Raw genomic sequence first — 25,086 nt, forward strand, 5'->3', positions numbered from 1 at the left:
TCACCCTGAACCCGTGTAGCCATAACTTTAGTCCGCTTCCCCTCTGCTCGCTATCAGGCAAATCTGCTTCCGGGAAACGCTTGAGAATCCGTTGCTTAACGATTCATAATAGCGGAACAAAATTTCGCTCACACTGTCGGAAAGCAGGATTATCCATTAATATGGGTGGGATTGATTTAAGCACAACTAAAGGGGGGGATGTGCTAATTAAAATGAAAAATAAACCAGAACTGATGAAACTGCGCTGGATTGGCGCGACAGTTTTGTTTTCACTGTATGCCAGCAACAGCTGGGCTTTTGGTATTGATGATGTAGCAAAAGAGGCAAAAGCATTAGCAGGAAAGAGCTACGAAGCGCCAAAAAGTAATCTTCCTTCCCAGTTTCGCGAGATGAAATATACGGACTATCAGCAAATCCAGTTCAATCACGATAAAGCTTACTGGGGTAAGCTGAGAACCCCCTTCAAACTTGAATTTTATCATCAGGGCATGTATTTCGACATGCCGGTGAAAATCAATGAAGTGGTCGCCTCCAGCGTGCGTGAAATCAAATATTCACCTGACTATTTCAATTTTGGCAACGTCAGACATGACGCCGATACGGTGAAAAATCTCGGTTTTGCCGGTTTTAAAGTGCTTTATCCGCTCAATAACAAAAAGAAGAATGACGAAATTACCAGCTTTCTGGGTGCCAGTTATTTTCGTGTAATTGGTGCCGGGCAGGTTTACGGACTCTCCGCCCGCGGTCTGGCTATCGATACCGCGTTACCCTCTGGTGAAGAGTTCCCGCGTTTTAAAGAGTATTGGGTTCAGCGACCAAAACCGCAGGATAAGCATTTAATAATTTATGCACTGCTGGATTCTCAACGCGCCACCGGGGCTTACCGCTTCACTATCACCCCTGGTAAACAAAGCATTGTTGACGTTCAGTCACGGGTTTACCTGCGCGATCGGGTTGGTAAACTCGGCGTGGCACCCTTAACCAGTATGTTCCTGTTTGGTCCTAACCAACCTTCTCCGGTGCCGAATTTCCGGCCGGCCATTCATGATTCAGACGGGCTGTCTATTCATGCCGGTAACGGTGAATGGATCTGGCGTCCGCTGAATAATCCAAAGCATCTGGCAATCAGCGATTTCAGCGTAGAGAATCCGAAGGGGTTTGGTTTACTGCAGCGTGAGCGTGATTTTAGTCGCTATCAGGATCTTGACGATCGCTACGACCTGCGTCCCAGTGCCTGGATTGAACCCCAGGGCGACTGGGGCAAAGGGCATGTTGAGCTGGTAGAAATTCCTACCGCCGATGAAACCAACGATAATATCGTGGCTTTCTGGACACCGGAAAAATTACCGGATCCGGGGCAGGCGATGGACTTTAGCTACCGTCTGCATTTTACCCGTGATGAAACCGCCTTGCATGGCGATAATCTGGCATGGGTGAAAAATACGCTGCGTTCAACGGGCGATGTTAAACAGTCTAATCTGGTGCGTCAGCCCGATGGTTCCATTGCGTTTATCGTCGATTTTGTTGGCAACGCCATGAGCAAGTTAGCCGATAACACTGCAGTGACGCCGCAGGTCAGCATCGGCCAGAATGGCGAGCTGGTTGAAAACAGCGTGCGCTACAATCCGGTGACCAGAGGCTGGCGCTTAATCCTGCGCGTGCGGGTTAAAGATAACAAGCAACCAACAGAAATGCGTGCGGCCCTGATGAACGGCGATAAGCCGCTGACAGAAACCTGGAGCTATCAGTTACCTGCCAATGAATAAATCAACAGTTACCCCTGCTGACTATATTGAGGCACTGCCAGCCGCTGCCCGTAACGCTGCGGTTACCGCGGCGGCGGCGGCACCCGCCGCTGAGGCTTTTCCGGCGATTCAGACGGCGCTGGCGCAGAATAACGCCAGCATGGCCGATGGCGATGACCTCTCTTTACAGTCAGTAAAAAAACGTATTGAAACCAGCTGGCCCAACGCCATTGGCGAGGAAGGAAGCCAGTTTTCTCAGGACGCAGTCGGACGCACCACGCTGAAAGCGATGCCGCCCCATCATCGTTCCTCCATGTATCCTGAGGCCTGGCGAACCAATCCGGTCAGCCGCTTCTGGGATAGCCTGCGCGGCAAAAAAGTGGCTCATCGTTATGCCAGCGCTGAGCAGCAAAAACAGGAAGATCAGTGGCGCTATGTCGGTACCGTCCGGCGCTACATTCTGCTTATTCTGACCATGCTGCAAACGGTGATTGCCACCTGGTACATGAAAACCATTCTGCCTTATCAGGGCTGGGCGCTGATTGACCCGGTGGATATGTGGCATCAAAACTGGCAACAGAGCTTTTTACAGCTGCTGCCCTATATTTTGCAGACCGGTATTCTGGTGCTGTTTGCCATTCTGTTTTGCTGGGTGTCCGCCGGTTTCTGGACCGCGCTGATGGGCTTTCTGCAGCTGCTGATCGGCAAAGATAAGTACAGTATTTCTTACAATACCGTTGGCGATGAGCCAATAAATCCGGGGCATCGTACCGCGCTGATTATGCCTATCTGTAATGAAGATGTTGAGCGGGTTTTTGCCGGTCTGCGTGCCACCTGGGAGTCGGTGGTGCGCACCGGGCAGGCGCAACATTTCGACGTGTATATTCTCAGCGACAGCTACAACCCTGATATTGCTATTGCCGAGCAGAAAGCCTGGATGGAGCTTATCAATGATGTTGCTGGTGAAGGGCGCATTTTCTATCGCCGTCGCCGGCGTCGCGTTAAGCGTAAAAGCGGCAATATTGACGACTTTTGTCGCCGCTGGGGTAGCCAGTACAGCTATATGGTTGTGCTGGATGCCGACAGCGTTATGAGTGGTGATTGCCTCACCGGACTGGTGCGGATGATGGAAGCGAATCCCACAGCCGGTATTATCCAGTCGTCACCGAAAGCATCCGGTATGGATACCCTTTATGCCCGCTGTCAGCAGTTTGCTACCCGCGTTTACGGTCCGCTGTTTACCGCCGGCTTGCATTTCTGGCAGCTGGGCGAATCCCATTACTGGGGGCACAATGCAATAATCAGGGTTAAACCGTTTATTGAGCACTGTGCGCTGGCACCACTGCCGGGAGAGGGGTCGTTTGCCGGGTCAATTCTGTCCCATGACTTCGTGGAAGCGGCGCTGATGCGTCGTGCTGGCTGGGGCGTCTGGATTGCCTATGATTTACCCGGTTCTTATGAAGAGCTGCCGCCGAATCTGCTTGATGAACTCAAGCGTGATCGCCGTTGGTGTCATGGTAACCTGATGAATTTCCGCCTGTTCCTGGTTAAGGGTATGCATCCGGTGCACCGTGCGGTGTTTCTGACCGGGGTGATGTCGTATCTTTCAGCACCGCTATGGTTTATGTTTCTGGCGCTGTCGACGGCATTACAGATAGTGCATACGCTGATGGAACCCCAGTACTTTCTTCAGCCACGTCAGCTGTTTCCGGTATGGCCTCAGTGGCGGCCTGAACTGGCGATTGCGTTATTTTCCACCACCCTGGTGTTATTGTTTCTGCCGAAGTTGCTGAGTGTGGTGCTGATCTGGTGTAAAGGCTCCAGACCTTATGGTGGACCGATTCGCCTGTTTCTGTCGCTGATGCTGGAGATGCTGTTTTCCGTACTGCTGGCACCGGTGCGTATGCTGTTTCATACGGTATTTGTGGTCAGTGCCTTCCTCGGCTGGGAAGTGGTATGGAATTCTCCGCAGCGTGATGATGATGCCACCCCCTGGGGTGAGGCTTTCCGGCGCCATGGTTCTCAGCTGTTGCTGGGTGCTGCCTGGGCGATTGGTATGGGCTGGCTGGATCTCAATTTCCTCTGGTGGCTGTCACCGATTGTTTTCTCGCTGATTTTGTCGCCGTTTGTTTCGGTGATTTCCAGCCGGGCAACCATCGGCCTGGCCACCCGTCGCAGCCGGCTGTTTTTGATCCCCGAGGAGTATGCGCCGCCGAAAGAGTTGGTGGATACCGATCGTTATCTGCAACTCAATCGCGAGCGGCTGCTGGAGCAGGGCTTTATGCATGCACTTTTGCATCCGTCATTCAACGCGCTGGCCAGCGCCATGGCAACGGCGCGCCATCTGAAAAGCGATATTGTCGATTTTGCCCGTGACCGGCTGGTGGACCAGTCGCTGGGGCAGCATCCACAGAAACTTGGCCGCGATCAGCGGCTGATGCTGATAAGCGATCCGGTTGTGTTGTCACGTATGCACAGCCGTTTATGGGCGCATGCCGATAAATATCATGACTGGTTCGATTATTACCGTCAGTTTCCGCTCAATCCTCGTGCGCTGAAACTGACGCAATAAGTCAGTTTGTGCGGGTTGTGGTAAAAAGGCAGCGTTTAAGCTGCCTTTTTTATTGGCTGGATTTGCTAACCATTAATGACTACCATGTCACCCCATCAGCGGTGCGGTCAGCCACTGTCAGCATGGGGAAAAGGGTTATGAAACTGCGTGGTGTAAAGCGCGCCATTTGCGTCGGATTTTGTGTGCTGATGCTGAGCGGATGTGGCAGCATTATCAGCCGTATTGTCCCAGGACAGGGCCATGGTCATCAGTATTATCCCGGCGTGCGTTGGGATGTGCGCGATACGCCGTGGCGGGTGCTGACAATTATTGATTTGCCGCTTTCCGCGGTGCTTGATACGTTACTGCTGCCAATTGATGCCCGCCACGGGCCTTATGACTAAATCAACGCCTCAGGCCCAGCGGTCTGAGTCACTGTCATCATCTTCCCATTCTTCCGCTGCCGCAGCCCCTTCTTCACTGTCGGTTGACGGCGTAAGCTGAAACTCGCCTTCATCCCATTCGTGCAGCGTGTTTTCCGCCAGCCACTCCTGACGAAGCTCAATTTCATCATAATCACCGTCAAAAATAGCCTGTGCAGCTTCACCGCTGCGCAGTGGCAGACATTCGCCTTCGTCGCCCTCATCGCTGAAAAATTCCGCCTGCCACATAACATCGCCGTCCTGCATGATGTATTTTTGCAGGTTGAATTGCGCGACGCTGGCTTCTTCTTCATCAACATCCGGGTTGGCTGCCAGAAACGCCTCACGGGCGGCGTCGATCGCTTCTTCAAGGGTAGTGTACAGATCCATGCCATCTCTCCTTCTTCTGATTAGCGGGTTTCAGGAAAGAATAGACGATGTTTCATCAGGCGAGAACGCAGGGGTATAAAAAAGTAACCATAACTATAGGTTTGAAATATCAGCCGGTTAAATAGCGTCAGTTTCTTCACTCGTCTGCCAGCGGCCGCCGGCCGGATTTACGCAGCGGCAGCCATGGTAGCTTAATAAAGTGAAGGGGCACCTTGCGGGCGGGTTTTAAATCGCCGGTGCAGCCACATATATTGTTCAGGTGCCAGCAATACCGCATGTTCCACCAGCTGATTCATACTGCTGGCCGTAGTGACTTCATCATCAGCCGCCATGCCTTGCGCGTCTGGCATTATTATCAGTTCGTAACCTTTGCCATGGGGTAGCCGGCGTGGAACAAAGGGAAAAATGGCCGGGCTGGCAGCGCGAATCAGCATATAGCTGCCGCGGGTGCTGGCCGCGTCGGGTACGGCAAAAAAAGGAGCAAATACGCTGGTTTTGGGACCGTAGTCATGGTCCGGCGCGTACCAGATAATTTCACCGTTTTTCAGCGCACGGATCATCCCTTTTAAATCATTGCGATCGAGCATGGTCTTATTAGAGCGCAGCCGGCCCCAAGTTTGCAGCCAGTCCAGCAGGGCATTATCGTTAGGGCGGTAAACCCCCACGCCAGGATTTTGCATGCCATAGATACGGGCCCCCAGTTCCAGAGTGAGAAAGTGCATGCCAATCAGTAGCATTCCCTGGCCCTGAGCTTTGGCCTTGTCCATATGTTCAAGGCCGGTAACGGTGAACCAGCGACGAATTCGCCAGTCTGGCCAGAACCACGCCATACCGGTTTCCAGCACGCCCATTCCCACCGACTCAAAGTTTTTCTTTACCAGTGCCTCGCGTTCGGCTTCCGGCATGGCGGGAAAGCAGAGTTCCAGGTTGCGCCGCGCGACTTTAACCCGCCGTGTCATTACCCGCCTTGCCAGACGGCCGAGAGTACAGCCAAGACAATAGATAAGCGGATAGGGCAGTAATACCAGCAGGTACAGCAAGCCGATGCCAATCCAGGTAAGCCAGTAGCGAGGGTGCAACAGATGGCGCGAAAACAGTGGCAATTGAGTCATAGGATTCCAGTAAAAACGATGCGTTACGGCATCTTGCTGTTTTTGTTTGCCGCACATTGTGCCATTTTTTTCCTGCTCTGAAAAATACGCCTTCGCGCAGCAGGCCTGTGGTTATTTTCTATCCAGACCCTTTATTGTCTGTCAGTTTGCGGTATCATACGCGCGCCAAAAAAGACACTCATTGCTATTAAGGAACGTACACCGTGCCAGTGTTACATAACCTTGTGAACAATAAAGAACTGAAAGCGCGCATGCTGGCTGAAACCGAAGCGCGTACGACCGTCTCTTTCTATAAATATTTCCATATTGATGATGCCGGCGCCTTCCGCGACGCGCTGTACCAGGCGATGGTTGCGCTGAACGTCTTCGGTCGGGTTTATATTGCCAGTGAAGGAATTAATGCCCAGATAAGCGTGCCTGCCAGTCAGTTTGAGGCGATGAAAGCGATGCTCTACGCCTTTCATCCGGCGCTGAATAATCTGCGTCTCAACGTCGCACTTGATGACGATGGTAAATCGTTTTGGGTACTGCGGATGAAGGTGCGTGAACGTATTGTCGCTGATGGCATTGTCGATCAAAGTTTTGATGCCAGCAAAGTGGGTACCTATCTTAAAGCGGCCGAAGTGAATGCCATGCTTGACGATCCCAATGCGGTATTCGTTGATATGCGTAATCATTATGAATATGAAGTCGGCCATTTTGAACATGCGCTGGAGGTGCCGGCCGATACCTTCCGCGAGCAGTTGCCGATGGCAGTCGACATGCTACAGCAGCAGAAAGACAAAAAAATAGTGATGTACTGTACCGGGGGCATACGCTGTGAAAAGGCCAGTGCCTGGATGCTGCATAACGGTTTTGATAACGTCTATCACGTTGAAGGCGGGATTATTGAGTACGCCCGCCGTGCCAGGGAGCAGGGATTACCGGTACGGTTTAAAGGTAAAAACTTTGTTTTTGACGAGCGCATGGGTGAGCGTATTTCTGACGAAGTGATCGCGCATTGTCACCAGTGCGGTGCGCCCTGTGATAACCATGTTAATTGTCGTAATGATGGCTGCCATCTGCTTTTTATTCAGTGCCCCGACTGCGCCAGCAAATTTCAGCACTGCTGTAGTCCGCTGTGTATGGAAGAGCTGTCTTTGCCGCCCGAAGAGCAGCGGGCGCGCCGTGCCGGCCGTGAAAATGGCAATAAAATATTCAATAAATCCCGTGGCCTGCTCAATATGACGCTGGCTATTCCCGAGCCTGAAAAAAAATAACCCTGCTGCGGGTTATCACCATCTGAAACTGATAAGGCTGCTATGATTAATGGCGGCCATCAGAGTTGCTGCCAGCTGGCAGAAACATTCTGCTGTCAATCTGTTTAATAGTATGAAAAGTGGCAAACTTGAAACGGGGCGCTATTTTGTATAAATTGAAAGCCTGCTAATTTTAACCTGGGTTATTTTTAATCCGCATACTGGCTGCTTTATAGCTTTCATCGCCCGGTCTGGCTGGCCTGAAGACGAAGAAAGCTATGGTGCTGCATTCATTACTGCACGATTGTGTTCCTGACCCGTCGCACTGACTGCGAACAACGCAGATAAGTCATCGTCCCAGTCATGATAACCGCATAGCCGTTATCAGCAGGACACAGCCTGACACCAGAGGAGATCGAATGAGTCATACTACGGAAACCGCTCCGCGTGCCGGTAAAAAACATTTCTGGAATAAAAAACCAAAAAAAGAGCTAACGGTAGATGACATCACTATTGTTGATAAAGATCTATTGAAGCGAGCGGTAGGTGCCGCCGCGCTGGGTAATGCCATGGAATGGTTTGACTTTGGTGTATACAGTTATCTGGCGGTGACCATTGGTAAAGTCTTTTTCCCCGGTAGTAACCCTGCGGCACAGCTGATAGCCACCTTTGGCGCTTTTGCGGCTGCTTTTCTTGTGCGTCCGGTAGGGGGGCTGGTATTTGGCCCGCTTGGCGATCGCATTGGTCGTCAGAAAGTTCTGGCAATTACCATGATCATGATGTCGATAGGAACGTTTTGTATCGGTCTGATACCCAGCTATGTGTCTATCGGTATTCTGGCGCCGGTTCTGCTGCTGCTGGCCCGTCTGTTGCAGGGATTTTCAACTGGCGGTGAATATGGCGGTGCCGCCACTTTTATTGCCGAATACTCAACCGATAACCGGCGGGGTTTTATGGGCAGCTGGCTGGAGTTTGGTACTCTGGGCGGTTACCTGCTGGGGGCCGGACTGGTGACCGGACTGACGGCCGCTTTGCCCGGCGATAATATGCTGAGCTGGGGCTGGCGCATTCCCTTTTTTATTGCTGCCCCACTGGGATTGTTCGGGCTGTATATCCGACTTAAGCTGGAAGAGACGCCGGCCTTCCAGAAGCATATGGAAAAACAGGAGGCGCTGGAGCACAGTAAACCGCGGCTGGGACTGCTGCAGATGCTGTATAAGTATCGCGGAGCAATGCTGAAATGTATCGGCCTGGTGCTGCTGTTTAACGTCTCTAATTATATGCTGACTTCTTATATGCCAAGTTACCTGACCGGCATTCTTGGCCTGAGTGAACTCAGTGGCCTGATGCTGGTCATGGTGGTGATGTTTGTCATGATGCCACTGACACTGTTCTGGGGACACTGGAATGACCGGCTGGGGCGTCGTCCGGTGATTGGCCTTGGGGCAATTGGCCTGATGGTGCTGGCGTTACCCTGCCTGATGCTGATTGGTACCGGCAATATGCTGTGGGTGTTTGTCGGACTGATGATCCTCGGGGTACTGCATACCTGTTTTAGTGGTTCTATGCCGGCAACGTTACCGGCACTGTTTTCCACCGAGGTGCGTTACAGTGCGCTGGCAATTGGTTTTAACGTGTCGGTATCTCTGTTTGGCGGTACCACTCCATTGCTGACAACCTGGCTGGTTGAAAAAACGCATAATCTGATGATGCCAGCTTATTACCTGATGGCCGCCGGACTGATTGGCCTGATTACCGTTATAACCACCCGTGAAACGGCGCGCAAACCGTTATACGGCTCGGCGCCTGCCGTGGCTACTGAAGCTGAAGCTCGCAATCTGGTGCAGAAGTTGCGCTTACGCCGTCAGCGTGAGCAGCGTCAGCAAACTGAACAACACTCAGATAATAATCACACGGTACTTCCCTGACAGCAGCGATAACCGGCGGTGTGGCCGCCGATTATCGCTTAAGTAAGACGAGCAACCAACAGTGATAGCATCAGCACCTGCACGGTTGTACTATTTATCGCTCAGGTCATGCTGCCGTTTCAGTCACACCGGGTGACGGTGATTATTCACCGCCATCAAAGCGCGTCAGTGAAAAAGGCGTCAGGTCAAACGGACTGTTTTCCCCCCTGGCGAAGCGGGCAGCAATATCCCCCAGCACGCTGGCAAATTTGAAACCGTGGCCGCTAAGTCCGCTGATAATCAGGCGCTGCGGATTATCAGCCGGAGAATCAATAATAAAATCTTCATCGGGTGACATATCATAGCTACAGGCCTCACCGTGCAGACAAACGCCGACGCCTGGTAACATGCGCCTCAGAAAAGCAAAGGTTTCGCTGCCGTCCTGGGGGTGGGTGCCAAAAGGCGTGCGTTCGTCAGCATGGCCGATGATTTGTCCGCCATCATGCCGGCCAATTTTAAGGGCGTTATTATCGGCGGGGAAACCATAAAACTGACCTTCTGCCGTTTCAGCGCTAAAAGCCGGAAAACGGTTATTTTCACTGTAACGTCCATCAGCCTGATACCAGGCAAACACTTTGCGCAGAGGGGTAACCGGGAGGGCGGGCAGCAGTTTTTTTACCCAGGTTCCGGCACTCACCAGCAGCCGGCGGCCACGAAAGGTACCTTCTGCCGTGTCGACAACTTCCAGATCGCCGCTGCGGCTTAGTGCCGTTACCGGACAGTTAAACAGCTGGGCGCAGCCGGCGTTTTTTGCCAGACGAATATAGTGACTGATGGCCAGTTCACACTTCAGAAAGCCCGATTCAGGTTCATAAACGGCGCTGTAATCCGGCGGTAGCTGCCATTGTGGCCAGCGTTGCATGACGTCGTCAGCACTGAGTTTTTCAACATTCAGCCGGTAACGGGCTGCACTGTGCAACACGTTGGCGATAAAAGCGGCGTTGTGCGGGCCAATATTGAGCACGCCGCAGCGATGCATCAGCCGCTCACCTGCCTGTTGCTCCAGGCGATCCCACAGCTGCTGAGCCTGCAACACCAGCGGAACGTAGCGTTCACCTTCACCATAGGCGTGACGGATCAGCCGGGTTTGTCCATGGTGACTGCCTGTCTGATGTGGGGGCAGCGCTGCGTCAATCATCAGGACGTTAAGGCCGGCCTCGGTAGCGTACCAGCCTGCTGCTGCGCCGACTGAACCACTTCCTACCACAATTAAATCGTAAATCATTTGCCTGATGGCTCCTGGTTTCTGCGGGCAATAACCGGCAGGATAACAAAAGCGACAGGTATGAAAAAGGCACCCGACGGGTGCCTTTTTACCGAGACATTGATTTAATGCTTCTGGTAATCGCGGTCCTGGTAATCCTGAGCTTCAATTTTGGCGATGCCTGCCTCAAGAATGGAAATAAACTGCTTTGCAACATCCGTTGTCAGCCAGTAAGTCTGACCCACTTCAGTTTCATCGCTTTTAGGATTAGTGGAGGAGGGCGAATGAAGGCGAATCATCATGGCATCGTAACTGTCTACGGTGCTGATATCCCAGCCTACCAGGGGATGTGTCTGAATGACGTCTTTATTACTGTCCATTTGAAACCCCCTTTAATAACTTATGTAGAACCTGCTACGAAGCGATTTCTGAGTTTCAATGCGGCTTTTTTACACAGAGCGGCTTAATTATAACACTGAATTTATCGCCAGCAGTAGATATTAAATAAATTCAGCGCAAGTTGAATATTATTAGATTAAAATTCAATCAATAGTAAACGGTAAGAAAAATTAATTAAGCGTATGATGTCAGGATATATCTGCCGGTGGCGGGTTGAAACTATTGCGTTTTTCCAGCGCATCAGCCAGATGGGAAAAATGTTGCTGTAACGTCGTGTCACGGTTCTGATTCTGTGATTCGAGCCGCAGGCTGTGAATGAGCAGCTGACAGGCTTTTTCATCGAGACAAAATGAGAGAAAGGCAAACGCGTTTTCCAGCACAGTCAGGCGCCTTTGCTGATCGGCTATCAACGCCAGTAGTTCGCCGAAAGTCATGTTTTCTTCCGGGTTATCAGTGTGCATGGTAATTATCTCCTGAAACGGCAGTTTGCTGTTTTTTGAGTGTATATGGCCATTAGCAGAACCGCGAGTAGCAGGCATAAAAAAGCCGGATGGCGAAATCCGGCAACCGCACAACATTCACGGAAAAAATTAACCGGCACAGAACCAGTCATCTGCACTTTCCCAGGTTTCCTGTAAAATATGGCTGATCTGGTCGCGGGTCTGCTTATCGGCACCCATTACCGTCAGGTTATTACTGCTGGCATAACGTAAAGAAACGCTGCTGGTACTGTCGGGAAAACATTCATTAATGCGCCGGCTTAATTCGGCTGACAGTGCTGACATTGCACCGTCAGGTAACGGGCTGGTTTTGGCTACGGTAATTTCAATACGCATACAAACTCCTCCACAAGATACTGTGATTATATACAGTATCTTGTGGCCGGACAATAACAATATGATGAATAACGATCAGATTTTCACTTGCCAGTTGAGGGTTTCACCGGCAAGGAAGGGAACCAGGGTCAGCTCGCCATGGTGGATAGCGCTTTGTACGGTCCACGGCTGGCGCACCAGGGTAATGGATTGCTGATTAGCGGGAAGGCCATAGAATGCCGGACCATTTTCGCTGCAGAATGCTTCTAAGTGCGTCAGAGCATTGAGCTCTTCAAACACACTAGCATAGGCGGCCAGGGAGACCGGGGCATTAAACACGCCGGCACAACCACAGCTGGCTTCTTTGAGGTGGCGCAGATGGGGGGCAGTATCGGTGCCAAGAAAGAATCGTGGATGGCCACTGGCGACGACTTCGCGCAGTGCCTGCTGATGAATATTGCGCTTGAGAATAGGCAGGCAATAAAGGTGCGGGCGTATGCCACCTACCAGCATATGATTACGGTTGAACATCAGATGCTGTGGCGTCACGGTAGCTGCCAGCCGCTCGTTACCGTCGCGAACGTAATCCGCCGCGTCTTTGGTGGTAATATGTTCAAATACCACTTTTAGCGCCGGATAGCGCTGGCGAAGCGGGTCAAGTACGCTATCAATAAAGCGCGCTTCACGATCGAAAATATCAATAGCTGCATCCGTGACCTCACCATGAATCAGCAAAGGCATGCCAAGACTTTCCATTCTTTCCAGCACCTCGCTGATGGCGGCGATGCTGGTGACACCGTGACTGGAATTGGTGGTGGCATGGGCTGGATACAGTTTTGCGGCACAAAAAACCCCCTGGCTAAATCCCTGTTCAATTTCATCCGCATGCAGTGAATCGGTGAGATAGCAGGTCATCAGTGGGGTGAAATCATGTCCGTCGGGCACGGCGGACAGTATACGCTCACGATAGGCCATGGCGGCGGCAACGCTACTGACCGGTGGTAGCAGATTCGGCATGATAATGGCCCGGCCATTCACTGCGCTGGTATAAGGCACCACGGTTTTTAACATGTCACCGTCACGTAAATGGACATGCCAGTCATCAGGGCGACGAATAGTGAGTTGCTCGGGGGTTGTGGTCATCATTGTGCTCCGGCAGTGAGAAAAACCAATCAGCCAGGATGGCTGTTTTTGCGCCGGGGTATAAGCATAGGGGGAAAGTGCAGTGATTGCATCCGTTTTATTGAGTCAGCAGGACCGCGAAGGGCAGGCAGCAGATGGCAGGGCCAGTCCGGCGGCCCTGCCAACGGCATGGACTACTCGGTAAACGGAATAATCAGCGCGCCTGGTTTCACTTCCAGCCCTTTGGCAAAGCGTTTGGCCAGCGATTCAGCTTTACTGCCATTGCTATTGAGTACATAGGCTGGTTGCTGATTAAAATACGTTTTCAGCGACTGGTTGAGATAGGGGGTCAGTGTTTTCAGGAGCGAGGCCATTTTTTCTGGCTGTACCTGAACGTCAACAATCTCCATATCCTTAAGATACACCGCCCCTTGTTGCCGATCATAACTGGGCTGGGCCTTCATCTTCAGGAGCATCTGTGCCTGCTGTGGACCAAACAGGGAGCTGATATTAACCTCGGCTTTGCCGGTCAGGGTCACTTGGTTCGGTTCCTCACGACCAATAGCGGCAGACAGTTCACTCAGCGTTAGGTGTGCGTCCATCAGCCCGGCAACACTCAGTTGCTTCTGGTAATGATCCTGTTTTTGCAGGGCCTGATTAATCTCCTGCTCGCTGATGGTGTACTGCGTGAGTTGATTGCAAGCGCTCAGTAACAGCGCAGCTGCCAGCGCCAGTAAACCCGGAAAAACCTTTTTCATGAAGCTCCTCATTATACATGAACGGATGCATCCACATCCGGCCACCAGGATGCCTGAATCCAGCGATAAAGTCATCCGGATTAGCCTGATAGCTGGCCTGGCCGCTGATAAAAACAGCATTCTGCAGGCCGGCGACAGCGAAGAAATTGTTCGACTAACGGTCACTGGCGTTTGCCGGCATACAAACGGTGAAGCCCGCAGGCAGAATACCGTCTGCTGCGGTTAGCTGGCGATGGAAGAGAGCAGATTAATCCGCGTCTGCCCGGCAAGATTGTCACGATAATCGACTATCCGGCTGGGATAGTCTATGCCGGCAATAAGCGTCAGTGCGCGCAACAGCGGGAACAGATGGATATCATCGTCGGAGAGTTCACCGTTAACTGCACTGGCGTTAACCATCAGCTTATCGAGTTTACGCAGATCATCGTTAATATTCTTAATATAGCCGGCGCTATGCTGACGCAGCGTAGCGAAATCTCCCCAGCTCGCTTGTTTTTTGTCGGTGAAATAGCGCCGGGCTTGCGGAGTCGCAAATTCAGCAAAAGGCGCGGCGGCAATGCGGGGAAGCAGCAGTTTGTTCAGATAATTATTGACCTGGCGCAGCCAGTCACCGATCGCCGGCCTCGTACTGGCGGTTAGCAGAGGATTTCCATCAAGCTTATCAACATAATGTACAATATCCATACTTTCCGGCATACAGCTGCCATCCTGTTTCATCAGCACCGGCACCACTTTCCTGCCCACCAGTTTCACCGGGGTGGCTTCATCGTCATTGAGCAGTACCTGCAGTTCGACAGGAATATTTTTCAGGCCAAATATCATGCGCGCTTTGACGCAAAACGGGCAGTGATCATAAATAAACAGTTTCACGAACGCCTCCTTACCCTGTAGAAAGCCGTGGGGCCACCACCGCTTTTGTTAACCAGTTTAAAAAGTATGGAAGAGAGTGTGACGAAGGGCAAACCGCCGACGCAGGCGGTTTGTGTAGTAAAATAAACGCACCTGACACGAAAACCGCGCATACAGCGCCATCCGCGTAGCCGGCCAGCAAACGCGCCGTATCGCCTGTCGTGCGTTGCAGGGTAAAAATTCGCCTTGTCAGCAGCGGAAAAGGTATAGTGAATTGATAACAGTGGCGTGCGGAATGCGCCTCTGGATGACGATGTGATGAAACAGGTTTAGTCCCCGTAATGCAGGAGAGATGATGTTTGGCTATCGTTCCACTGCGCCAAAGGTACGGTTGACCACCGATCGTCTGGTGGTCCGCCTGGTACATGAGCGTGATGCATGGCGGCTGGCTGATTACTATGCGGCGAACCGCGATTTTCTCAGACCATGGGAGCCGGTGCGTGATGAAAGCCACTGTTACCCATCAGGCTGGCAGGCCCGTCTTGGCCTGATTACTGATATGCACCGCCAGGGCGCCGCATTTTATTTTGCGTTATTGGACCGTGATGAAATGGAAATTCGTGGTGTGGCTAACTTCAGTAACGTGTTGCGCGGGGCGTTTCACGCCTGTTTTCTTGGCTATTCTCTCGCAGAACAGTGGCAAGGTCAGGGGCTGATGTATGAGGCGTTGCAGTCGGCGATCCGTTATATGCAGCGTCAGCAGCGGATGCACCGTATTATGGCAAACTATATGCCCCATAATCAGCGAAGTGGCCACCTGCTGGCGCGGCTCGGTTTTGAAAAAGAAGGCTATGCCAAAGACTATCTGTTGATTGATGGCCAATGGCAGGACCATGTTCTGACGGCACTGACGATGAAAAACTGGTCGCCGGAGCGGCGTGCGAGTCAACCCTGAGAAAAAGGAGAAAATATGCGTCAGGTGCGTATTGGTGTGGTGGGGCTTGGCAGCATCGCCCGCAAAGCCTGGCTACCGGTGCTTGCCCGCGCATCGCAGTGGCAGCTGACTGGGGGTTTTTCCCGCAACCAGGATAGCGCCCGTCCGCTGTGCGATAGCTACCGTATTCCGCTTTATGCCTCGCTGGAGGCGCTGGCGGCCGATTGTGATGCGATATTCGTGCATACCTCCACCGACAGCCATGCGGCGGTGGTCGGACAGCTGCTGAAAGCGGGAGTTGATGTACTGGTGGATAAGCCGCTGGCGGCGCGACTGAGTGATGCTGAACGGCTGGTGGAGCTGGCGGATAAACATCAGCGTAAGCTCATGGTAGGGTTTAACCGTCGCTTTGCTCCTCGCTATCTGCAACTCCGGCAACAGATGAAAGGCGCGGTGGCGTTGCGGATGGAAAAACACCGTATTGATAGCGTTGGCCCGGGTGATGCCAGCTTTACCTTGCTTGATGATTACCTGCATGTGGTGGATACCGCGTTATGGCTGGCAGGTGATAAGGGACGTCTGCAGCATGGCACCCTGCTGACCAATGACAGCGGTGAGATGATTTATGCCGGACATCATTTTAGCGTCGGCGGTCTGCAGGTGGCGACCAGTATGCACCGCCGCGCCGGCACGCAGCGTGAACGTATTGAGTTGATTACCGACGGCGCCCTGTTTCAGGTTGATGATATGCGCGACTGGCGCTGTGAGTCGCAGGGGCTGCTGAGGTCCGAGCCGGCACCGGGCTGGCAGACCCTGGAAGAATTACGTGGTTTTGCCGGCGCGGCACAGCATTTTATTCGTTGCGTTGAAAATCAGACCATGCCGCAGTGTGCAGGCGAACAGGCCCTGCTGGCGCAGCGTGTGGTCGATCGTATCTGGCGTGAGCTGTCGGAAGAATAATGGCTGGTAACATTCGTTGATGGCGATTTTATTTTTCCCCGGTAGACTATGCCGCGCCGGTTTGACGCCGGCCTGATAGTCGCCGGGGTGCGGCTTTTTTCTAACGGACCTGCAGGAAAAACATGAATCTGTTGAGATCCCTTGCAGCGGTCAGTTCGATGACGCTGTTTTCTCGCGTGCTGGGTTTTGCCCGCGATGCCATTGTTGCCCGTGTTTTTGGTGCTGGCATGGCCACCGATGCCTTCTTTGTTGCCTTTAAGCTGCCTAATCTGCTGCGGCGTATTTTTGCCGAAGGGGCATTTTCCCAGGCATTTGTTCCGATTCTGGCGGAATATAAAAATAATCAGGGTGAAGAGGCGACGCGCGTATTTATCACCTATGTTTCAGGCTTACTGACACTGGTGCTGGCGCTGGTTTCTGTCGTCGGCATGCTGGCTGCCCCCTGGGTTATCTGGCTAACCGCCCCGGGATTTGCCGATACCGTGGATAAGTTCACGCTGACAACCTCTCTGCTGCGTATCACCTTTCCCTATATTTTATTGATCTCACTGGCTTCCCTGGTGGGGGCGGTGCTTAATACCTGGAACCGTTTTTCGGTGCCGGCTTTTGCGCCAACCCTGCTTAATATCAGCATGATCCTTTTTGCGCTGTTTGCTGCGCCACATTTTCATCCGCCGGTACTGGCACTTGCCTGGTCAGTGGTTGTGGGGGGCGTGCTGCAACTGTTTTATCAGCTACCGCATCTGAAAAAAATCGGCATGCTGGTGCTGCCGCGCGTCAACCTGAAAGACAGCGGGGTCTGGCGGGTGCTGCGCCAGATGGGGCCGGCGATCCTCGGGGTTTCCGTCACCCAGGTTTCACTGATCATTAATACTATCTTCGCTTCATTCCTGGTCTCCGGTTCCGTCTCATGGATGTACTATGCTGACCGTCTGATGGAGTTTCCTTCCGGGGTGCTTGGCGTGGCGCTGGGAACCATTCTTTTGCCATCGATGGCGAAAAGCTTTGCCAGCGGCAATCATGACGAATACAGCCGTCTGATGGACTGGGGATTACGTCTCTGTTTTCTGCTGGCGTTGCCGAGCGCGGTGGGGATCGGTATCCTGGCGAAGCCGCTGACCGTTGCATTGTTTCAGTACGGTAAATTTACCGCGTTTGATGCCGCCATGACCCAGCGGGCGCTGGTTGCATATTCTGTAGGATTGATGGGGCTTATCGTGGTGAAAGTGTTGGCGCCGGGCTTTTATTCGCGTCAGGACATTAAAACGCCGGTAAGAATTGCGCTGGTCACCCTGTTGATGACGCAGCTGATGAATCTGGCGTTTATTGGCCCGCTCAAGCATGCCGGCTTGTCGCTTTCTATTGGACTGGCGGCTTGCCTGAATGCGACGCTGCTTTACTGGCAGCTGCGGAAACGCAATATTTTTCAGCCACAGCCTGGCTGGTGCGGTTTTCTCTGGCGCTTAGCTGTCGGGATTATGGCAATGGTGTTGGTGCTGCTGACGTTACTGCATTTTATGCCGGAATGGGCCAGCGGAAGCATGACATGGCGTTTACTGCGTCTGACCGGCGTGTGTATTGCCGGAGGCACCGCCTATTTTGCTGCCCTGGCACTGCTTGGTTTTCGCCTGCACCATTTTTCACGCCGGATGAGCGTTTAACGCAGCAACGCGCCGGGTGCCGGGGCAGCGGGAATAGCGGAAAAGGTCAGTCTTTGTGGCTGAAAAAGCGCTGGCCGGTTGCCTGGCCGTCCGGGCCGTAAAATTGTTGTGACTGTAACGGGCGCAGCGCATTAAGCATCTGTTCGGTATGGGCCATCTGATGATTCAGTAGCAGCGCGTTATGCTGGTTTTTATCGCGCAGACGGATCGAACTCTGCTGAATCAGCGACCAGCGCTGAGCCAGCTGCGGCTGATCACTGTATGGGGCATGCAGGCCTGACTTTTCGCTGGCCTCACGCCGCATCTGTTCAATATAATTCAGCGTGGCCAGCAGGGCGCTTTTATCTTCGGTAATGCGTTGCAACAGGTTGCTGTTCACCTGGCCGGCAGAGAGCTGTTGTTGTTCTGCGTCCATAATATCGCTCAGGGAGGCAAGTACCTCCAGCATTTTGTCCAGGGAAGAGAGCAGCATGTTCATGTTAATCAGTTATCCTGTAAGGATGATTTAGCCTCCTGAATCAGAGCGTCGGCGATTTTACCGGCATCCATTTTCAGTTCGCCATTGCGAATAGCGGTTTTCAGCTGCTCAACGCGTACGGCGTCGATGTCCTGCGAGCTGGCTTTGGTCAACTGAGACTTGGCATCGCTCAGTACCACCTGGGTACCTGGCTGGCTGGTTTTATTCTCAGGCGCTCGCGCTTTGCTCAAGGGGGCGTCATGGTTTTCACGCGGCTGAACGGTTGCTGCCGGCTTTAAAGGCTGCGTTCTGTCGATACTCATAATCTGGCTCCTGTTAATTCAGATCCGGAACCTGCTGTTAATTGCGTCACAACCAACAATATCCTTTTTTATTTCCCAGCATGTCTGCGGGAAAATCGCCGTTAATTGTCAGGTTGTCACTCGCTGAATTCACAGGAACAGGTGGTCTGAGAACGAATTCTACGCTGAATGATGTTTACTCTATCGGCAGAAGTGAGCCCTTCTTTAGTGTTTTATAACGATATAAGAATTTTCCCATCATCATTCACTTTTCCACTGACAATCTGGCCGGAGTGCATTCTTACCCGTACGGATTGCGTTGCCGCTGCATTATTCATCGCCCGGCCTTCACTGGTTACTGTAAATCCTTCTCCTGATGCGGTAACCATCACGTTTTGCCCGGCTTTTACCCGCCACGGCTGACGTACCATCATCATATTTACCGGCTGGCCGGCGATAATATCACGCAAAGAGATAGCACCAATGACTTCATCCGGGCTGACTGCGGTGCGCGCCGGCAACTTATCAAGGCGACCTTTCTTTATTGTAATATCTCCGGCAGTGACTGCCGTGTTGCGCGTAATTTGCCGGGCGGCCACGACATAGTCACCGGTAACCTGTACTTCCACCTGAATGTAGCGGCGATTGTGCCCGCAGTTGGCGGCAACGCTGATTAATCCCCAGCGTCTGGCATTACCTGGCAAAGAAAACTGAGGATGCTCACAGGATGGCCACTGAGCTTGCGGGGTTTTCACCGTTACCGTCACCGTGCCGCTATTTTGTCCATTACGGGCTTTGAAAAATTGATCGAGCTGGCTTGTCAGATCGCTGGCACAGACCGGTAAGCTCAGCAGGCCCAGTGCGGCGATCGCCAGCATTTTCAGTTTGTTCATCGCATCATTCCTTATTCATCCTTAAGCGATTTTACCGGTGCCAGTGGTCAGCCAAAGGGCAAATTAGCTGCGCTTTTTGCCGCTATTCTGCCGATCGTTCTGTTAGCCGGCGATTATGCTGTTAGCTCGGAAAACCGTTAAATATGGAGGGCACATGCTTGACAAACTGGATGCAGCCTTACGGTTCCAGACTGAAGCGCTCAATTTGCGCGCACAACGTCAGGAAATCCTAGCATCGAATATTGCTAATGCTGATACCCCGGGGTATCAGGCGCGCGATATTGATTTTGCCAGTCAGCTAAAAAACGTGATGGATAACGGGCGAGCGCAGGGTTCAGGTATGTCTCTGGCGATCACTTCGCCCCGCCATATTCCGGCGGAAACTTTTCAGCCTGCCGCGCTGGATTTGCTGTATCGCGTGCCGGACCAGCCCGCAATGGACGGCAACACTGTTGATATGGATCGCGAGCGTACGCAGTTTGCCGATAACAGTCTCAAATATCAGACCGATCTCACCGTGCTTAACAGCCAGATGAAAAGCATGATGTCAGTGCTGCAGGGGCAATAACCGATGGCACTTTTAAATATTTTTGATATTGCCGGTTCGGCAATGACGGCGCAATCGCAACGTATGAACGTCAGTGCCAGCAACCTGGCGAATGCTGACAGCGTCACCGGCCCCGACGGGCAGCCCTACACGGCCAAACAGGTGGTATTTCAGGTTGACGCCCGCCCGGGATCGCCCACTGGTGGGGTAAAGGTTGCTGAAGTGGTTGACGATCCAACGCCGTCAAAACTGGTTTATGAACCGGGCAATCCGATGGCGGATGATAAAGGCTATGTCAGGATGCCAAACGTGAATGTTGTGGCCGAAACGGTGAATACCCTGTCGGCTTCGCGCAGTTATCAGGCTAACGTCGAGGTGCTTAACACCGTTAAGCAGTTAATGATGAAAACGCTGACTTTGGGCCAGTAAGGAGCACAACATGGGTATTGCCGTTGGCGTCAATGATTTAGCCACAATTAAAAATAATGCGCTGGCTTCCGGTGCAGCAAGCAGCAAAAGCGGTAACAGTGCTGCTGATTTAAATGACCAGTTTTTAACGTTGCTGGTGACGCAGTTAAAAAATCAGGATCCTACCAATCCAATGGATAACAGCCAGATGACCTCGCAACTGGCACAGATTAATACCCTGAGCGGTATTGAAAAACTGAATACTACCCTCGGGGCAATTTCAGGTCAGATCAATACATCGCAATCACTGCAGGCATCAACGCTGATTGACCATGGTGTGATGGTGGAAGGTTCAAAAATCCTGGCGGGTAGCGGGACAACTACGCCATTTGGCATTGAACTGGCGCAGGCATCTACCAGCACCATTGCCACTATAACCAATGCCAGTGGCGATGTGATGCGCACCATTGACCTCGGTGCGTTATCCAGTGGGGTGCATATCTTTTCGTGGGATGGCACCGATACCAGCGGCGCTAGCGTGGCTGACGGCAAGTACAACGTGTCTTTTACCGCCAGCAACAGCACCGGGCAGCTGACCGCCCAACCGCTGAATTACGCCTATATCAGCGGCGTGACTACTGACAGCCATGGCGCAATTTTAGACCTTGGTACCTACGGTACAACGACGCTGGATAAAGTGCGTCAGATCCTTTAATTCCTTAGCTTCTCAGGAGTGACATATGTCATTTTCACAAGCAGTCAGCGGCCTGAATGCGGCGTCCAGTAATCTTGACGTTATTGGTAACAATATTGCCAACTCAGCCACCGTCGGATTTAAGTCCAGTACTATCGCCTTTGCCGATATGTTTGCAGGTTCGCAGGTTGGTCTTGGTACCAAAGTGGCGGCCGTGAGGCAGAATTTTGCTGATGGCGCGACTACCACCACCAGCCGCGGGCTGGATGTTGCCATTAGCCAGGCCGGTTTCTTTCGCATGAAGGATGATTCTGGCAACATCTATTACAGCCGTAACGGCCAGTTTACCCTGAATGCCGATCGCACTATTGTTAATGCCGACGGGATGGCGCTGACAGGTTATCCGGCAACCGGCACGCCGCCTGCGGTGCAGACCGGGGCCAATCCGGTTGCGTTGACGATTCCTGACGCGGCGATGGCGGCCCGCGCCACCACCAGCGGCGCGCTTACTGCCAGCCTGAATTCCTCAGAGAAAGCCCCGGCGACCGCCTGGGACAGCACCAATATTTCTGACTCGATGTATAACGCCAAGTCATCAATGACTGCTTACGATTCATTGGGTAATAGCCACACCGTCGACCTCTATTTTGTCAAATCTGCGACTGCGGAAAATACCTGGGACGTATATCCAATAGACGCGGCTACCGGCGAGCAGAGTGACAAAACCACGCTGACCTTTAATACCAGCGGTCAGCTGACTTCTTCTCCCAACGTCACCGTTAAGCTCGGTGAGCTGAATGGCTCGGCACCCGGTCAGACATTCACCCTGAGCATGACCGGCTCGACCCAGCAGAACACCGGTAGTATCAGTACCTTTGGTAACCCGACTCAGGACGGTTATAAACCGGGCAACCTGACCAGTTATCAGATTAACGATGACGGCACTGTGGTGGGGAATTACTCCAATGAGAAATCGCAGGTGTTAGGCCAGATTGTGCTGGCTAACTTTGCCAACCCGGAAGGACTGAAACCCGAAGGTAACAATGTCTGGGCTGCTACTGCTTCTTCCGGTCAGGCGTTGGTGGGCCTGGCGGGCACCGGTAACCTTGGCACGCTGACCGCCGGCGCGCTGGAATCGTCAAATGTCGATCTCAGTAAAGAGCTGGTGAATATGATCGTAGCTCAGCGTAATTACCAGTCTAATGCGCAGACAATTAAGACCCAGGATCAGATTCTCAATACCCTGGTCAACCTGCGTTAATCGCTTAACGGGACGTTGCTATGGACCACGCGATATATACCGCAATGGGGGCTGCATCACAAACCCTCGACATGCAGGCGGTGACCGCCAGCAATCTGGCCAATGCCTCAACGCCGGGTTTTCGCCAGCAGCTGATGGCCATGCGGGCGGTGCCGGTCACGGGAGAATCTCTGCCTACCCGTACCCTGGTAACCGCTTCCACCCCTGGGGCCGATATGACCCAGGGGGCGCTCGACTTTACCGGACGTAATCTTGATGTCGCCCTGCAACAGGATGGCTGGCTGGCAATACAAACGGCAGATGGCAGCGAGGCTTATACCCGTAACGGCAATATCGAGGTTAGTCCTGATGGTCAGCTTACTATTCAGGGCCATCCGGTGATGGGAGATGGCGGGCCTATCGCGATTCCCCAGGGGGCGAAACTAACCATTGCCAGCGACGGCAGTATCACCTCACTTAACCCTGGCGATCAGCCTAATGCCACGGTGTTAATTGGCAAGCTGAAAATGGTGAAAGCCAGCGCACAGGAAGTGACGCGCGGTGATGATGGTATGTTTCGTCTCAATGCTGATGCCCGCGCGGCGCGCGGCGCGGTACTGCAAAACGACCCGACTATCCACCTGATGCTAGGCGTACTGGAAGGCAGCAATGTCAAGCCGGTTGAAACCATGGTGGACATGATCAATAACGCCCGACGCTTTGAGATGCAAATGAAAGTGATCTCCAGTGTTGATCAGAATGAACAACGTGCAAACCAGCTGCTTTCAATGAGCTGAGCGTGAGGAAAATCAATGATTAGTTCTTTATGGATTGCCAAAACCGGTCTTGAGGCACAGCAGACCAATATGGATGTTATTGCCAACAACCTGGCAAACGTCAGTACCAGTGGTTTTAAACGTCAGCGTGCGGTTTTTGAGGATCTGATGTATCAGACGTTGCGCCAGCCCGGCGCCCAGTCTTCAGATCAGACTAACCTGCCATCTGGTTTACAAATCGGCACCGGAACGCGTCCGGTCAGCACTGAACGCCTGCACACGCAGGGCAATCTGTCAAAAACCGACAACTCGAAAGACGTTGCCATTAACGGCATGGGTTTTTTCCAGGTTCAGATGCCGGATGGCTCACTTGCTTATACCCGCGACGGTTCTTTTCAGACCGATCAGAACGGCCAGCTGGTCACTAACGCCGGTTTCCCGGTGCAGCCAGGGATTACCATTCCGGCGAATGCCGTCAGCATGACCATCAGTCAGGATGGTGTGGTAACGGTGACTCAGCAGGGCAACGCGCAGCCGGTGCAGGTCGGTCAGTTGACTCTCAGTACCTTTATGAACGAAGCGGGGCTGGAGAGTAAGGGACAGAACCTGTATCAGGAAACCCAGGCTTCCGGTGCCCCGACCGAGAGTAATCCTGGCCAGAACGGTACCGGCACGCTTTTTCAGGGGTATGTAGAGGCCTCGAACGTCAGCGTGGCAGAGGAACTGGTCACCATGATCCAGACTCAGCGTGCTTATGAAATTAACAGCAAAGCGGTCAGTACCTCTGACCAGATGCTGGCAAAACTGACGCAGTTGTAATTCTCCCTTCTGCGCGGTTTGCCGCGCAGAAGGGCCGGCGGCAGTCGTCTAAAAACACCTATTCCTATTATTGAAGGTTTTATTTCCATGGCGAAGCACACATCAATGCCTGGACGGGGGTTAGTTGCCGCACTGCTGCTAACACTTAATGGTTGTGCGCTGGTTCCCCGGACGCCACTGGTAAAGGGGCCGACAACGGCACAGCCCGTTCCTGCTCAGCCACCGGTGACCAATGGGTCTATTTTTCAGGGGGTGATGCCCATGAACTACGGTTATCAGCCGCTGTTTGAGGACCGTCGTCCACGTAATGTTGGCGATACGCTGACAATTGTGCTGCAGGAAAACGTCAGTGCCAGTAAAAATTCTTCGGCAAACGCTACACGCAATGGCAGTACCAGCTTAGGTATGAGCGTGGTGCCGCGTTACCTCTCCGGTCCGCTTGGCAATAACCGTGCTGATATTGCCGGGGAAGGCAAAAATGATTTTGCCGGCAAAGGTGGGGCAACCGCCAATAACACCTTCACCGGCACGATTACCGTTACTGTTAATCAGGTATTGCCGAACGGCAACCTGAATGTGGTGGGTGAAAAACAGATCGAGATAAATCAGGGAACTGAGTTTATCCGCTTCTCTGGCGTGGTGAATCCCCGCACCATCAGCGGTTCCAACACGGTTATTTCTACGCAGGTTGCGGATGCACGTATTGAGTATGTCGGTAACGGCTATATCAATGAAGCGCAGACCATGGGCTGGCTGCAACGTTTCTTCCTCAATCTGTCACCGATGTAAGAGGTTTATTTATTATGCGTCACCTGTTATTTCT

Annotated in this window: 28 protein-coding genes; 16 read left to right on the forward strand and 12 right to left on the reverse strand. The window is 52.6% G+C overall.

Annotation, left to right across the window (positions count from 1 at the left end):
* Positions 1-230: 230 nt before the first annotated feature.
* The 3 genes from BL249_RS12910 (at position 231) to BL249_RS12920 (ending at position 4,700) form a co-directional block, all read left to right on the forward strand.
* Positions 231-1,766: a glucan biosynthesis protein G gene (locus BL249_RS12910; protein WP_199073481.1), complete on the forward strand. Its 1,536-nt coding sequence runs from the start codon at positions 231-233 to the stop codon at positions 1,764-1,766.
* On the forward strand, positions 1,759-4,317 hold the full coding sequence (gene mdoH / locus BL249_RS12915) for a glucans biosynthesis glucosyltransferase MdoH (protein WP_099704578.1): 2,559 nt from the start codon (positions 1,759-1,761) through the stop codon (positions 4,315-4,317). Before BL249_RS12910 ends, mdoH begins: the two co-directional genes overlap by 8 nt.
* Positions 4,318-4,454: 137 nt before the next feature.
* A complete protein-coding gene (locus BL249_RS12920) occupies positions 4,455-4,700 on the forward strand; it encodes a YceK/YidQ family lipoprotein (protein WP_099704579.1) in 246 nt (81 codons plus the stop codon).
* 9 nt (positions 4,701-4,709) lie between these two features.
* Here the strand turns inward: BL249_RS12920 and BL249_RS12925 are convergent, their stop codons facing one another.
* Entirely contained in the window at positions 4,710-5,108 is a 399-nt protein-coding gene (locus BL249_RS12925) for a MysB family protein (RefSeq protein ID WP_099704580.1), read from the reverse strand.
* Between the two features lie 191 nt (positions 5,109-5,299).
* Positions 5,300-6,220: a Kdo(2)-lipid IV(A) acyltransferase gene (locus BL249_RS12930; RefSeq protein WP_099704643.1), complete on the reverse strand. Its 921-nt coding sequence runs from the start codon at positions 6,218-6,220 to the stop codon at positions 5,300-5,302.
* A gap of 203 nt (positions 6,221-6,423) precedes the next feature.
* On the opposite strand from BL249_RS12930, the gene trhO reads away from it, so the two are divergent.
* Positions 6,424-7,479, forward strand: a complete 1,056-nt coding sequence (trhO, locus tag BL249_RS12935) for an oxygen-dependent tRNA uridine(34) hydroxylase TrhO (protein ID WP_099704581.1) — start codon at positions 6,424-6,426, stop codon at positions 7,477-7,479.
* Positions 7,480-7,877: 398 nt separating this feature from the next.
* Positions 7,878-9,386 (forward strand): glycine betaine/L-proline transporter ProP, encoded by a 1,509-nt coding sequence (gene proP / locus BL249_RS12940; protein WP_099704582.1) that lies wholly within the window; start codon positions 7,878-7,880, stop codon positions 9,384-9,386.
* A gap of 142 nt (positions 9,387-9,528) precedes the next feature.
* On the opposite strand, the gene solA is transcribed toward proP, so the two are convergent.
* From solA to BL249_RS12970, 6 genes are all read right to left on the reverse strand, one after another.
* On the reverse strand, positions 9,529-10,650 hold the full coding sequence (solA, locus tag BL249_RS12945) for an N-methyl-L-tryptophan oxidase (protein WP_099704583.1): 1,122 nt from the start codon (positions 10,648-10,650) through the stop codon (positions 9,529-9,531).
* 104 nt (positions 10,651-10,754) lie between these two features.
* Positions 10,755-11,009 carry a biofilm formation regulator BssS gene (bssS, locus tag BL249_RS12950; protein WP_099704584.1) on the reverse strand — a complete coding sequence of 85 codons (255 nt, stop codon included), beginning with the start codon at positions 11,007-11,009 and terminating at the stop codon, positions 10,755-10,757.
* A gap of 207 nt (positions 11,010-11,216) precedes the next feature.
* Positions 11,217-11,489, reverse strand: coding sequence for a hypothetical protein (locus BL249_RS12955; protein WP_099704644.1), 273 nt, complete (start codon positions 11,487-11,489; stop codon positions 11,217-11,219).
* 129 nt (positions 11,490-11,618) lie between these two features.
* Positions 11,619-11,864 carry a DNA damage-inducible protein I gene (gene dinI, locus BL249_RS12960; RefSeq protein ID WP_099704585.1) on the reverse strand — a complete coding sequence of 82 codons (246 nt, stop codon included), beginning with the start codon at positions 11,862-11,864 and terminating at the stop codon, positions 11,619-11,621.
* 75 nt (positions 11,865-11,939) lie between these two features.
* On the reverse strand, positions 11,940-12,986 hold the full coding sequence (gene pyrC, locus BL249_RS12965) for a dihydroorotase (protein WP_099704586.1): 1,047 nt from the start codon (positions 12,984-12,986) through the stop codon (positions 11,940-11,942).
* 173 nt (positions 12,987-13,159) lie between these two features.
* Entirely contained in the window at positions 13,160-13,723 is a 564-nt protein-coding gene (locus tag BL249_RS12970) for a lipoprotein (protein WP_099704587.1), read from the reverse strand.
* On the opposite strand from BL249_RS12970, the gene BL249_RS12975 reads away from it, so the two are divergent.
* Positions 13,722-13,949: a hypothetical protein gene (locus BL249_RS12975; RefSeq protein WP_099704588.1), complete on the forward strand. Its 228-nt coding sequence runs from the start codon at positions 13,722-13,724 to the stop codon at positions 13,947-13,949. The genes BL249_RS12970 and BL249_RS12975 overlap by 2 nt on opposite strands.
* Here the strand turns inward: BL249_RS12975 and grxB are convergent.
* Complete coding sequence (gene grxB / locus BL249_RS12980; protein ID WP_099704589.1) at positions 13,946-14,593, reverse strand: glutaredoxin 2; 648 nt, start codon at positions 14,591-14,593, stop codon at positions 13,946-13,948. The two genes, BL249_RS12975 and grxB, sit on opposite strands and share 4 nt — an antisense overlap.
* Positions 14,594-14,927: 334 nt before the next feature.
* Here grxB and rimJ point away from each other — a divergent pair, with 334 nt between their 5' ends.
* The 3 genes from rimJ to murJ all read left to right on the forward strand — a co-directional run bounded on the left by rimJ (position 14,928) and on the right by murJ (position 18,127).
* On the forward strand, positions 14,928-15,527 hold the full coding sequence (rimJ, locus tag BL249_RS12985) for a ribosomal protein S5-alanine N-acetyltransferase (protein WP_099704590.1): 600 nt from the start codon (positions 14,928-14,930) through the stop codon (positions 15,525-15,527).
* 15 nt (positions 15,528-15,542) lie between these two features.
* Positions 15,543-16,466, forward strand: coding sequence for a Gfo/Idh/MocA family protein (locus tag BL249_RS12990; protein WP_099704591.1), 924 nt, complete (start codon positions 15,543-15,545; stop codon positions 16,464-16,466).
* A gap of 122 nt (positions 16,467-16,588) precedes the next feature.
* Positions 16,589-18,127 carry a murein biosynthesis integral membrane protein MurJ gene (gene murJ, locus BL249_RS12995; protein ID WP_099704592.1) on the forward strand — a complete coding sequence of 513 codons (1,539 nt, stop codon included), beginning with the start codon at positions 16,589-16,591 and terminating at the stop codon, positions 18,125-18,127.
* Positions 18,128-18,173: 46 nt separating this feature from the next.
* Here murJ and flgN read toward each other — a convergent pair whose 3' ends face one another.
* The 3 genes from flgN to flgA all read right to left on the reverse strand — a co-directional run bounded on the left by flgN (position 18,174) and on the right by flgA (position 19,779).
* A complete protein-coding gene (flgN, locus tag BL249_RS13000; protein WP_099704593.1) occupies positions 18,174-18,605 on the reverse strand; it encodes a flagellar export chaperone FlgN in 432 nt (143 codons plus the stop codon).
* A gap of 5 nt (positions 18,606-18,610) precedes the next feature.
* The gene (gene flgM / locus BL249_RS13005) at positions 18,611-18,907 is read right to left on the reverse strand and encodes a flagellar biosynthesis anti-sigma factor FlgM (RefSeq protein WP_099704594.1); all 297 of its coding nucleotides are present in this window, start codon (positions 18,905-18,907) and stop codon (positions 18,611-18,613) included.
* 212 nt (positions 18,908-19,119) lie between these two features.
* Positions 19,120-19,779, reverse strand: coding sequence for a flagellar basal body P-ring formation chaperone FlgA (gene flgA / locus BL249_RS13010; protein WP_099704595.1), 660 nt, complete (start codon positions 19,777-19,779; stop codon positions 19,120-19,122).
* Between the two features lie 154 nt (positions 19,780-19,933).
* On the opposite strand from flgA, the gene flgB reads away from it, so the two are divergent.
* The 7 genes from flgB to flgH all read left to right on the forward strand — a co-directional run bounded on the left by flgB (position 19,934) and on the right by flgH (position 25,052).
* Positions 19,934-20,347, forward strand: a complete 414-nt coding sequence (gene flgB / locus BL249_RS13015) for a flagellar basal body rod protein FlgB (protein WP_099704596.1) — start codon at positions 19,934-19,936, stop codon at positions 20,345-20,347.
* A 3-nt stretch (positions 20,348-20,350) separates the two neighbouring features.
* A complete protein-coding gene (flgC, locus tag BL249_RS13020; RefSeq protein WP_099704597.1) occupies positions 20,351-20,755 on the forward strand; it encodes a flagellar basal body rod protein FlgC in 405 nt (134 codons plus the stop codon).
* Between the two features lie 10 nt (positions 20,756-20,765).
* Positions 20,766-21,449: a flagellar hook assembly protein FlgD gene (gene flgD, locus BL249_RS13025; protein ID WP_099704598.1), complete on the forward strand. Its 684-nt coding sequence runs from the start codon at positions 20,766-20,768 to the stop codon at positions 21,447-21,449.
* Positions 21,450-21,474: 25 nt separating this feature from the next.
* Positions 21,475-22,689: a flagellar hook protein FlgE gene (gene flgE / locus BL249_RS13030; protein WP_099704599.1), complete on the forward strand. Its 1,215-nt coding sequence runs from the start codon at positions 21,475-21,477 to the stop codon at positions 22,687-22,689.
* 20 nt (positions 22,690-22,709) lie between these two features.
* Positions 22,710-23,465 (forward strand): flagellar basal body rod protein FlgF, encoded by a 756-nt coding sequence (locus tag BL249_RS13035; protein ID WP_099704600.1) that lies wholly within the window; start codon positions 22,710-22,712, stop codon positions 23,463-23,465.
* A 15-nt stretch (positions 23,466-23,480) separates the two neighbouring features.
* On the forward strand, positions 23,481-24,263 hold the full coding sequence (flgG, locus tag BL249_RS13040) for a flagellar basal-body rod protein FlgG (protein WP_099704601.1): 783 nt from the start codon (positions 23,481-23,483) through the stop codon (positions 24,261-24,263).
* Between the two features lie 87 nt (positions 24,264-24,350).
* Entirely contained in the window at positions 24,351-25,052 is a 702-nt protein-coding gene (gene flgH / locus BL249_RS13045; RefSeq protein WP_099753257.1) for a flagellar basal body L-ring protein FlgH, read from the forward strand.
* The last annotated feature ends 34 nt before the right edge of the window (positions 25,053-25,086 follow it).

The organism is Erwinia sp. OLFS4 (assembly GCF_002752165.1).
GTDB lineage: Bacteria > Pseudomonadota > Gammaproteobacteria > Enterobacterales > Enterobacteriaceae > Izhakiella.

Coding starts and splice junctions, on each gene's coding strand:
- mdoH (WP_099704578.1), top strand. CDS start 1,759: ATGAATAAATCAACAGTTACCCCTGCTGACTATATTGAGGCACTGCCA.
- BL249_RS12920 (WP_099704579.1), top strand. CDS start 4,455: ATGAAACTGCGTGGTGTAAAGCGCGCCATTTGCGTCGGATTTTGTGTG.
- BL249_RS12925 (WP_099704580.1), bottom strand. CDS start 5,108: ATGGATCTGTACACTACCCTTGAAGAAGCGATCGACGCCGCCCGTGAG.
- BL249_RS12930 (WP_099704643.1), bottom strand. CDS start 6,220: ATGACTCAATTGCCACTGTTTTCGCGCCATCTGTTGCACCCTCGCTAC.
- proP (WP_099704582.1), top strand. CDS start 7,878: ATGAGTCATACTACGGAAACCGCTCCGCGTGCCGGTAAAAAACATTTC.
- solA (WP_099704583.1), bottom strand. CDS start 10,650: ATGATTTACGATTTAATTGTGGTAGGAAGTGGTTCAGTCGGCGCAGCA.
- bssS (WP_099704584.1), bottom strand. CDS start 11,009: ATGGACAGTAATAAAGACGTCATTCAGACACATCCCCTGGTAGGCTGG.
- BL249_RS12955 (WP_099704644.1), bottom strand. CDS start 11,489: ATGCACACTGATAACCCGGAAGAAAACATGACTTTCGGCGAACTACTG.
- dinI (WP_099704585.1), bottom strand. CDS start 11,864: ATGCGTATTGAAATTACCGTAGCCAAAACCAGCCCGTTACCTGACGGT.
- pyrC (WP_099704586.1), bottom strand. CDS start 12,986: ATGACCACAACCCCCGAGCAACTCACTATTCGTCGCCCTGATGACTGG.
- BL249_RS12975 (WP_099704588.1), top strand. CDS start 13,722: ATGAAGCTCCTCATTATACATGAACGGATGCATCCACATCCGGCCACC.
- BL249_RS12970 (WP_099704587.1), bottom strand. CDS start 13,723: ATGAAAAAGGTTTTTCCGGGTTTACTGGCGCTGGCAGCTGCGCTGTTA.
- rimJ (WP_099704590.1), top strand. CDS start 14,928: ATGTTTGGCTATCGTTCCACTGCGCCAAAGGTACGGTTGACCACCGAT.
- BL249_RS12990 (WP_099704591.1), top strand. CDS start 15,543: ATGCGTCAGGTGCGTATTGGTGTGGTGGGGCTTGGCAGCATCGCCCGC.
- murJ (WP_099704592.1), top strand. CDS start 16,589: ATGAATCTGTTGAGATCCCTTGCAGCGGTCAGTTCGATGACGCTGTTT.
- flgN (WP_099704593.1), bottom strand. CDS start 18,605: ATGAACATGCTGCTCTCTTCCCTGGACAAAATGCTGGAGGTACTTGCC.
- flgM (WP_099704594.1), bottom strand. CDS start 18,907: ATGAGTATCGACAGAACGCAGCCTTTAAAGCCGGCAGCAACCGTTCAG.
- flgA (WP_099704595.1), bottom strand. CDS start 19,779: ATGAACAAACTGAAAATGCTGGCGATCGCCGCACTGGGCCTGCTGAGC.
- flgB (WP_099704596.1), top strand. CDS start 19,934: ATGCTTGACAAACTGGATGCAGCCTTACGGTTCCAGACTGAAGCGCTC.
- flgC (WP_099704597.1), top strand. CDS start 20,351: ATGGCACTTTTAAATATTTTTGATATTGCCGGTTCGGCAATGACGGCG.
- flgD (WP_099704598.1), top strand. CDS start 20,766: ATGGGTATTGCCGTTGGCGTCAATGATTTAGCCACAATTAAAAATAAT.
- flgE (WP_099704599.1), top strand. CDS start 21,475: ATGTCATTTTCACAAGCAGTCAGCGGCCTGAATGCGGCGTCCAGTAAT.
- BL249_RS13035 (WP_099704600.1), top strand. CDS start 22,710: ATGGACCACGCGATATATACCGCAATGGGGGCTGCATCACAAACCCTC.
- flgG (WP_099704601.1), top strand. CDS start 23,481: ATGATTAGTTCTTTATGGATTGCCAAAACCGGTCTTGAGGCACAGCAG.
- flgH (WP_099753257.1), top strand. CDS start 24,351: ATGGCGAAGCACACATCAATGCCTGGACGGGGGTTAGTTGCCGCACTG.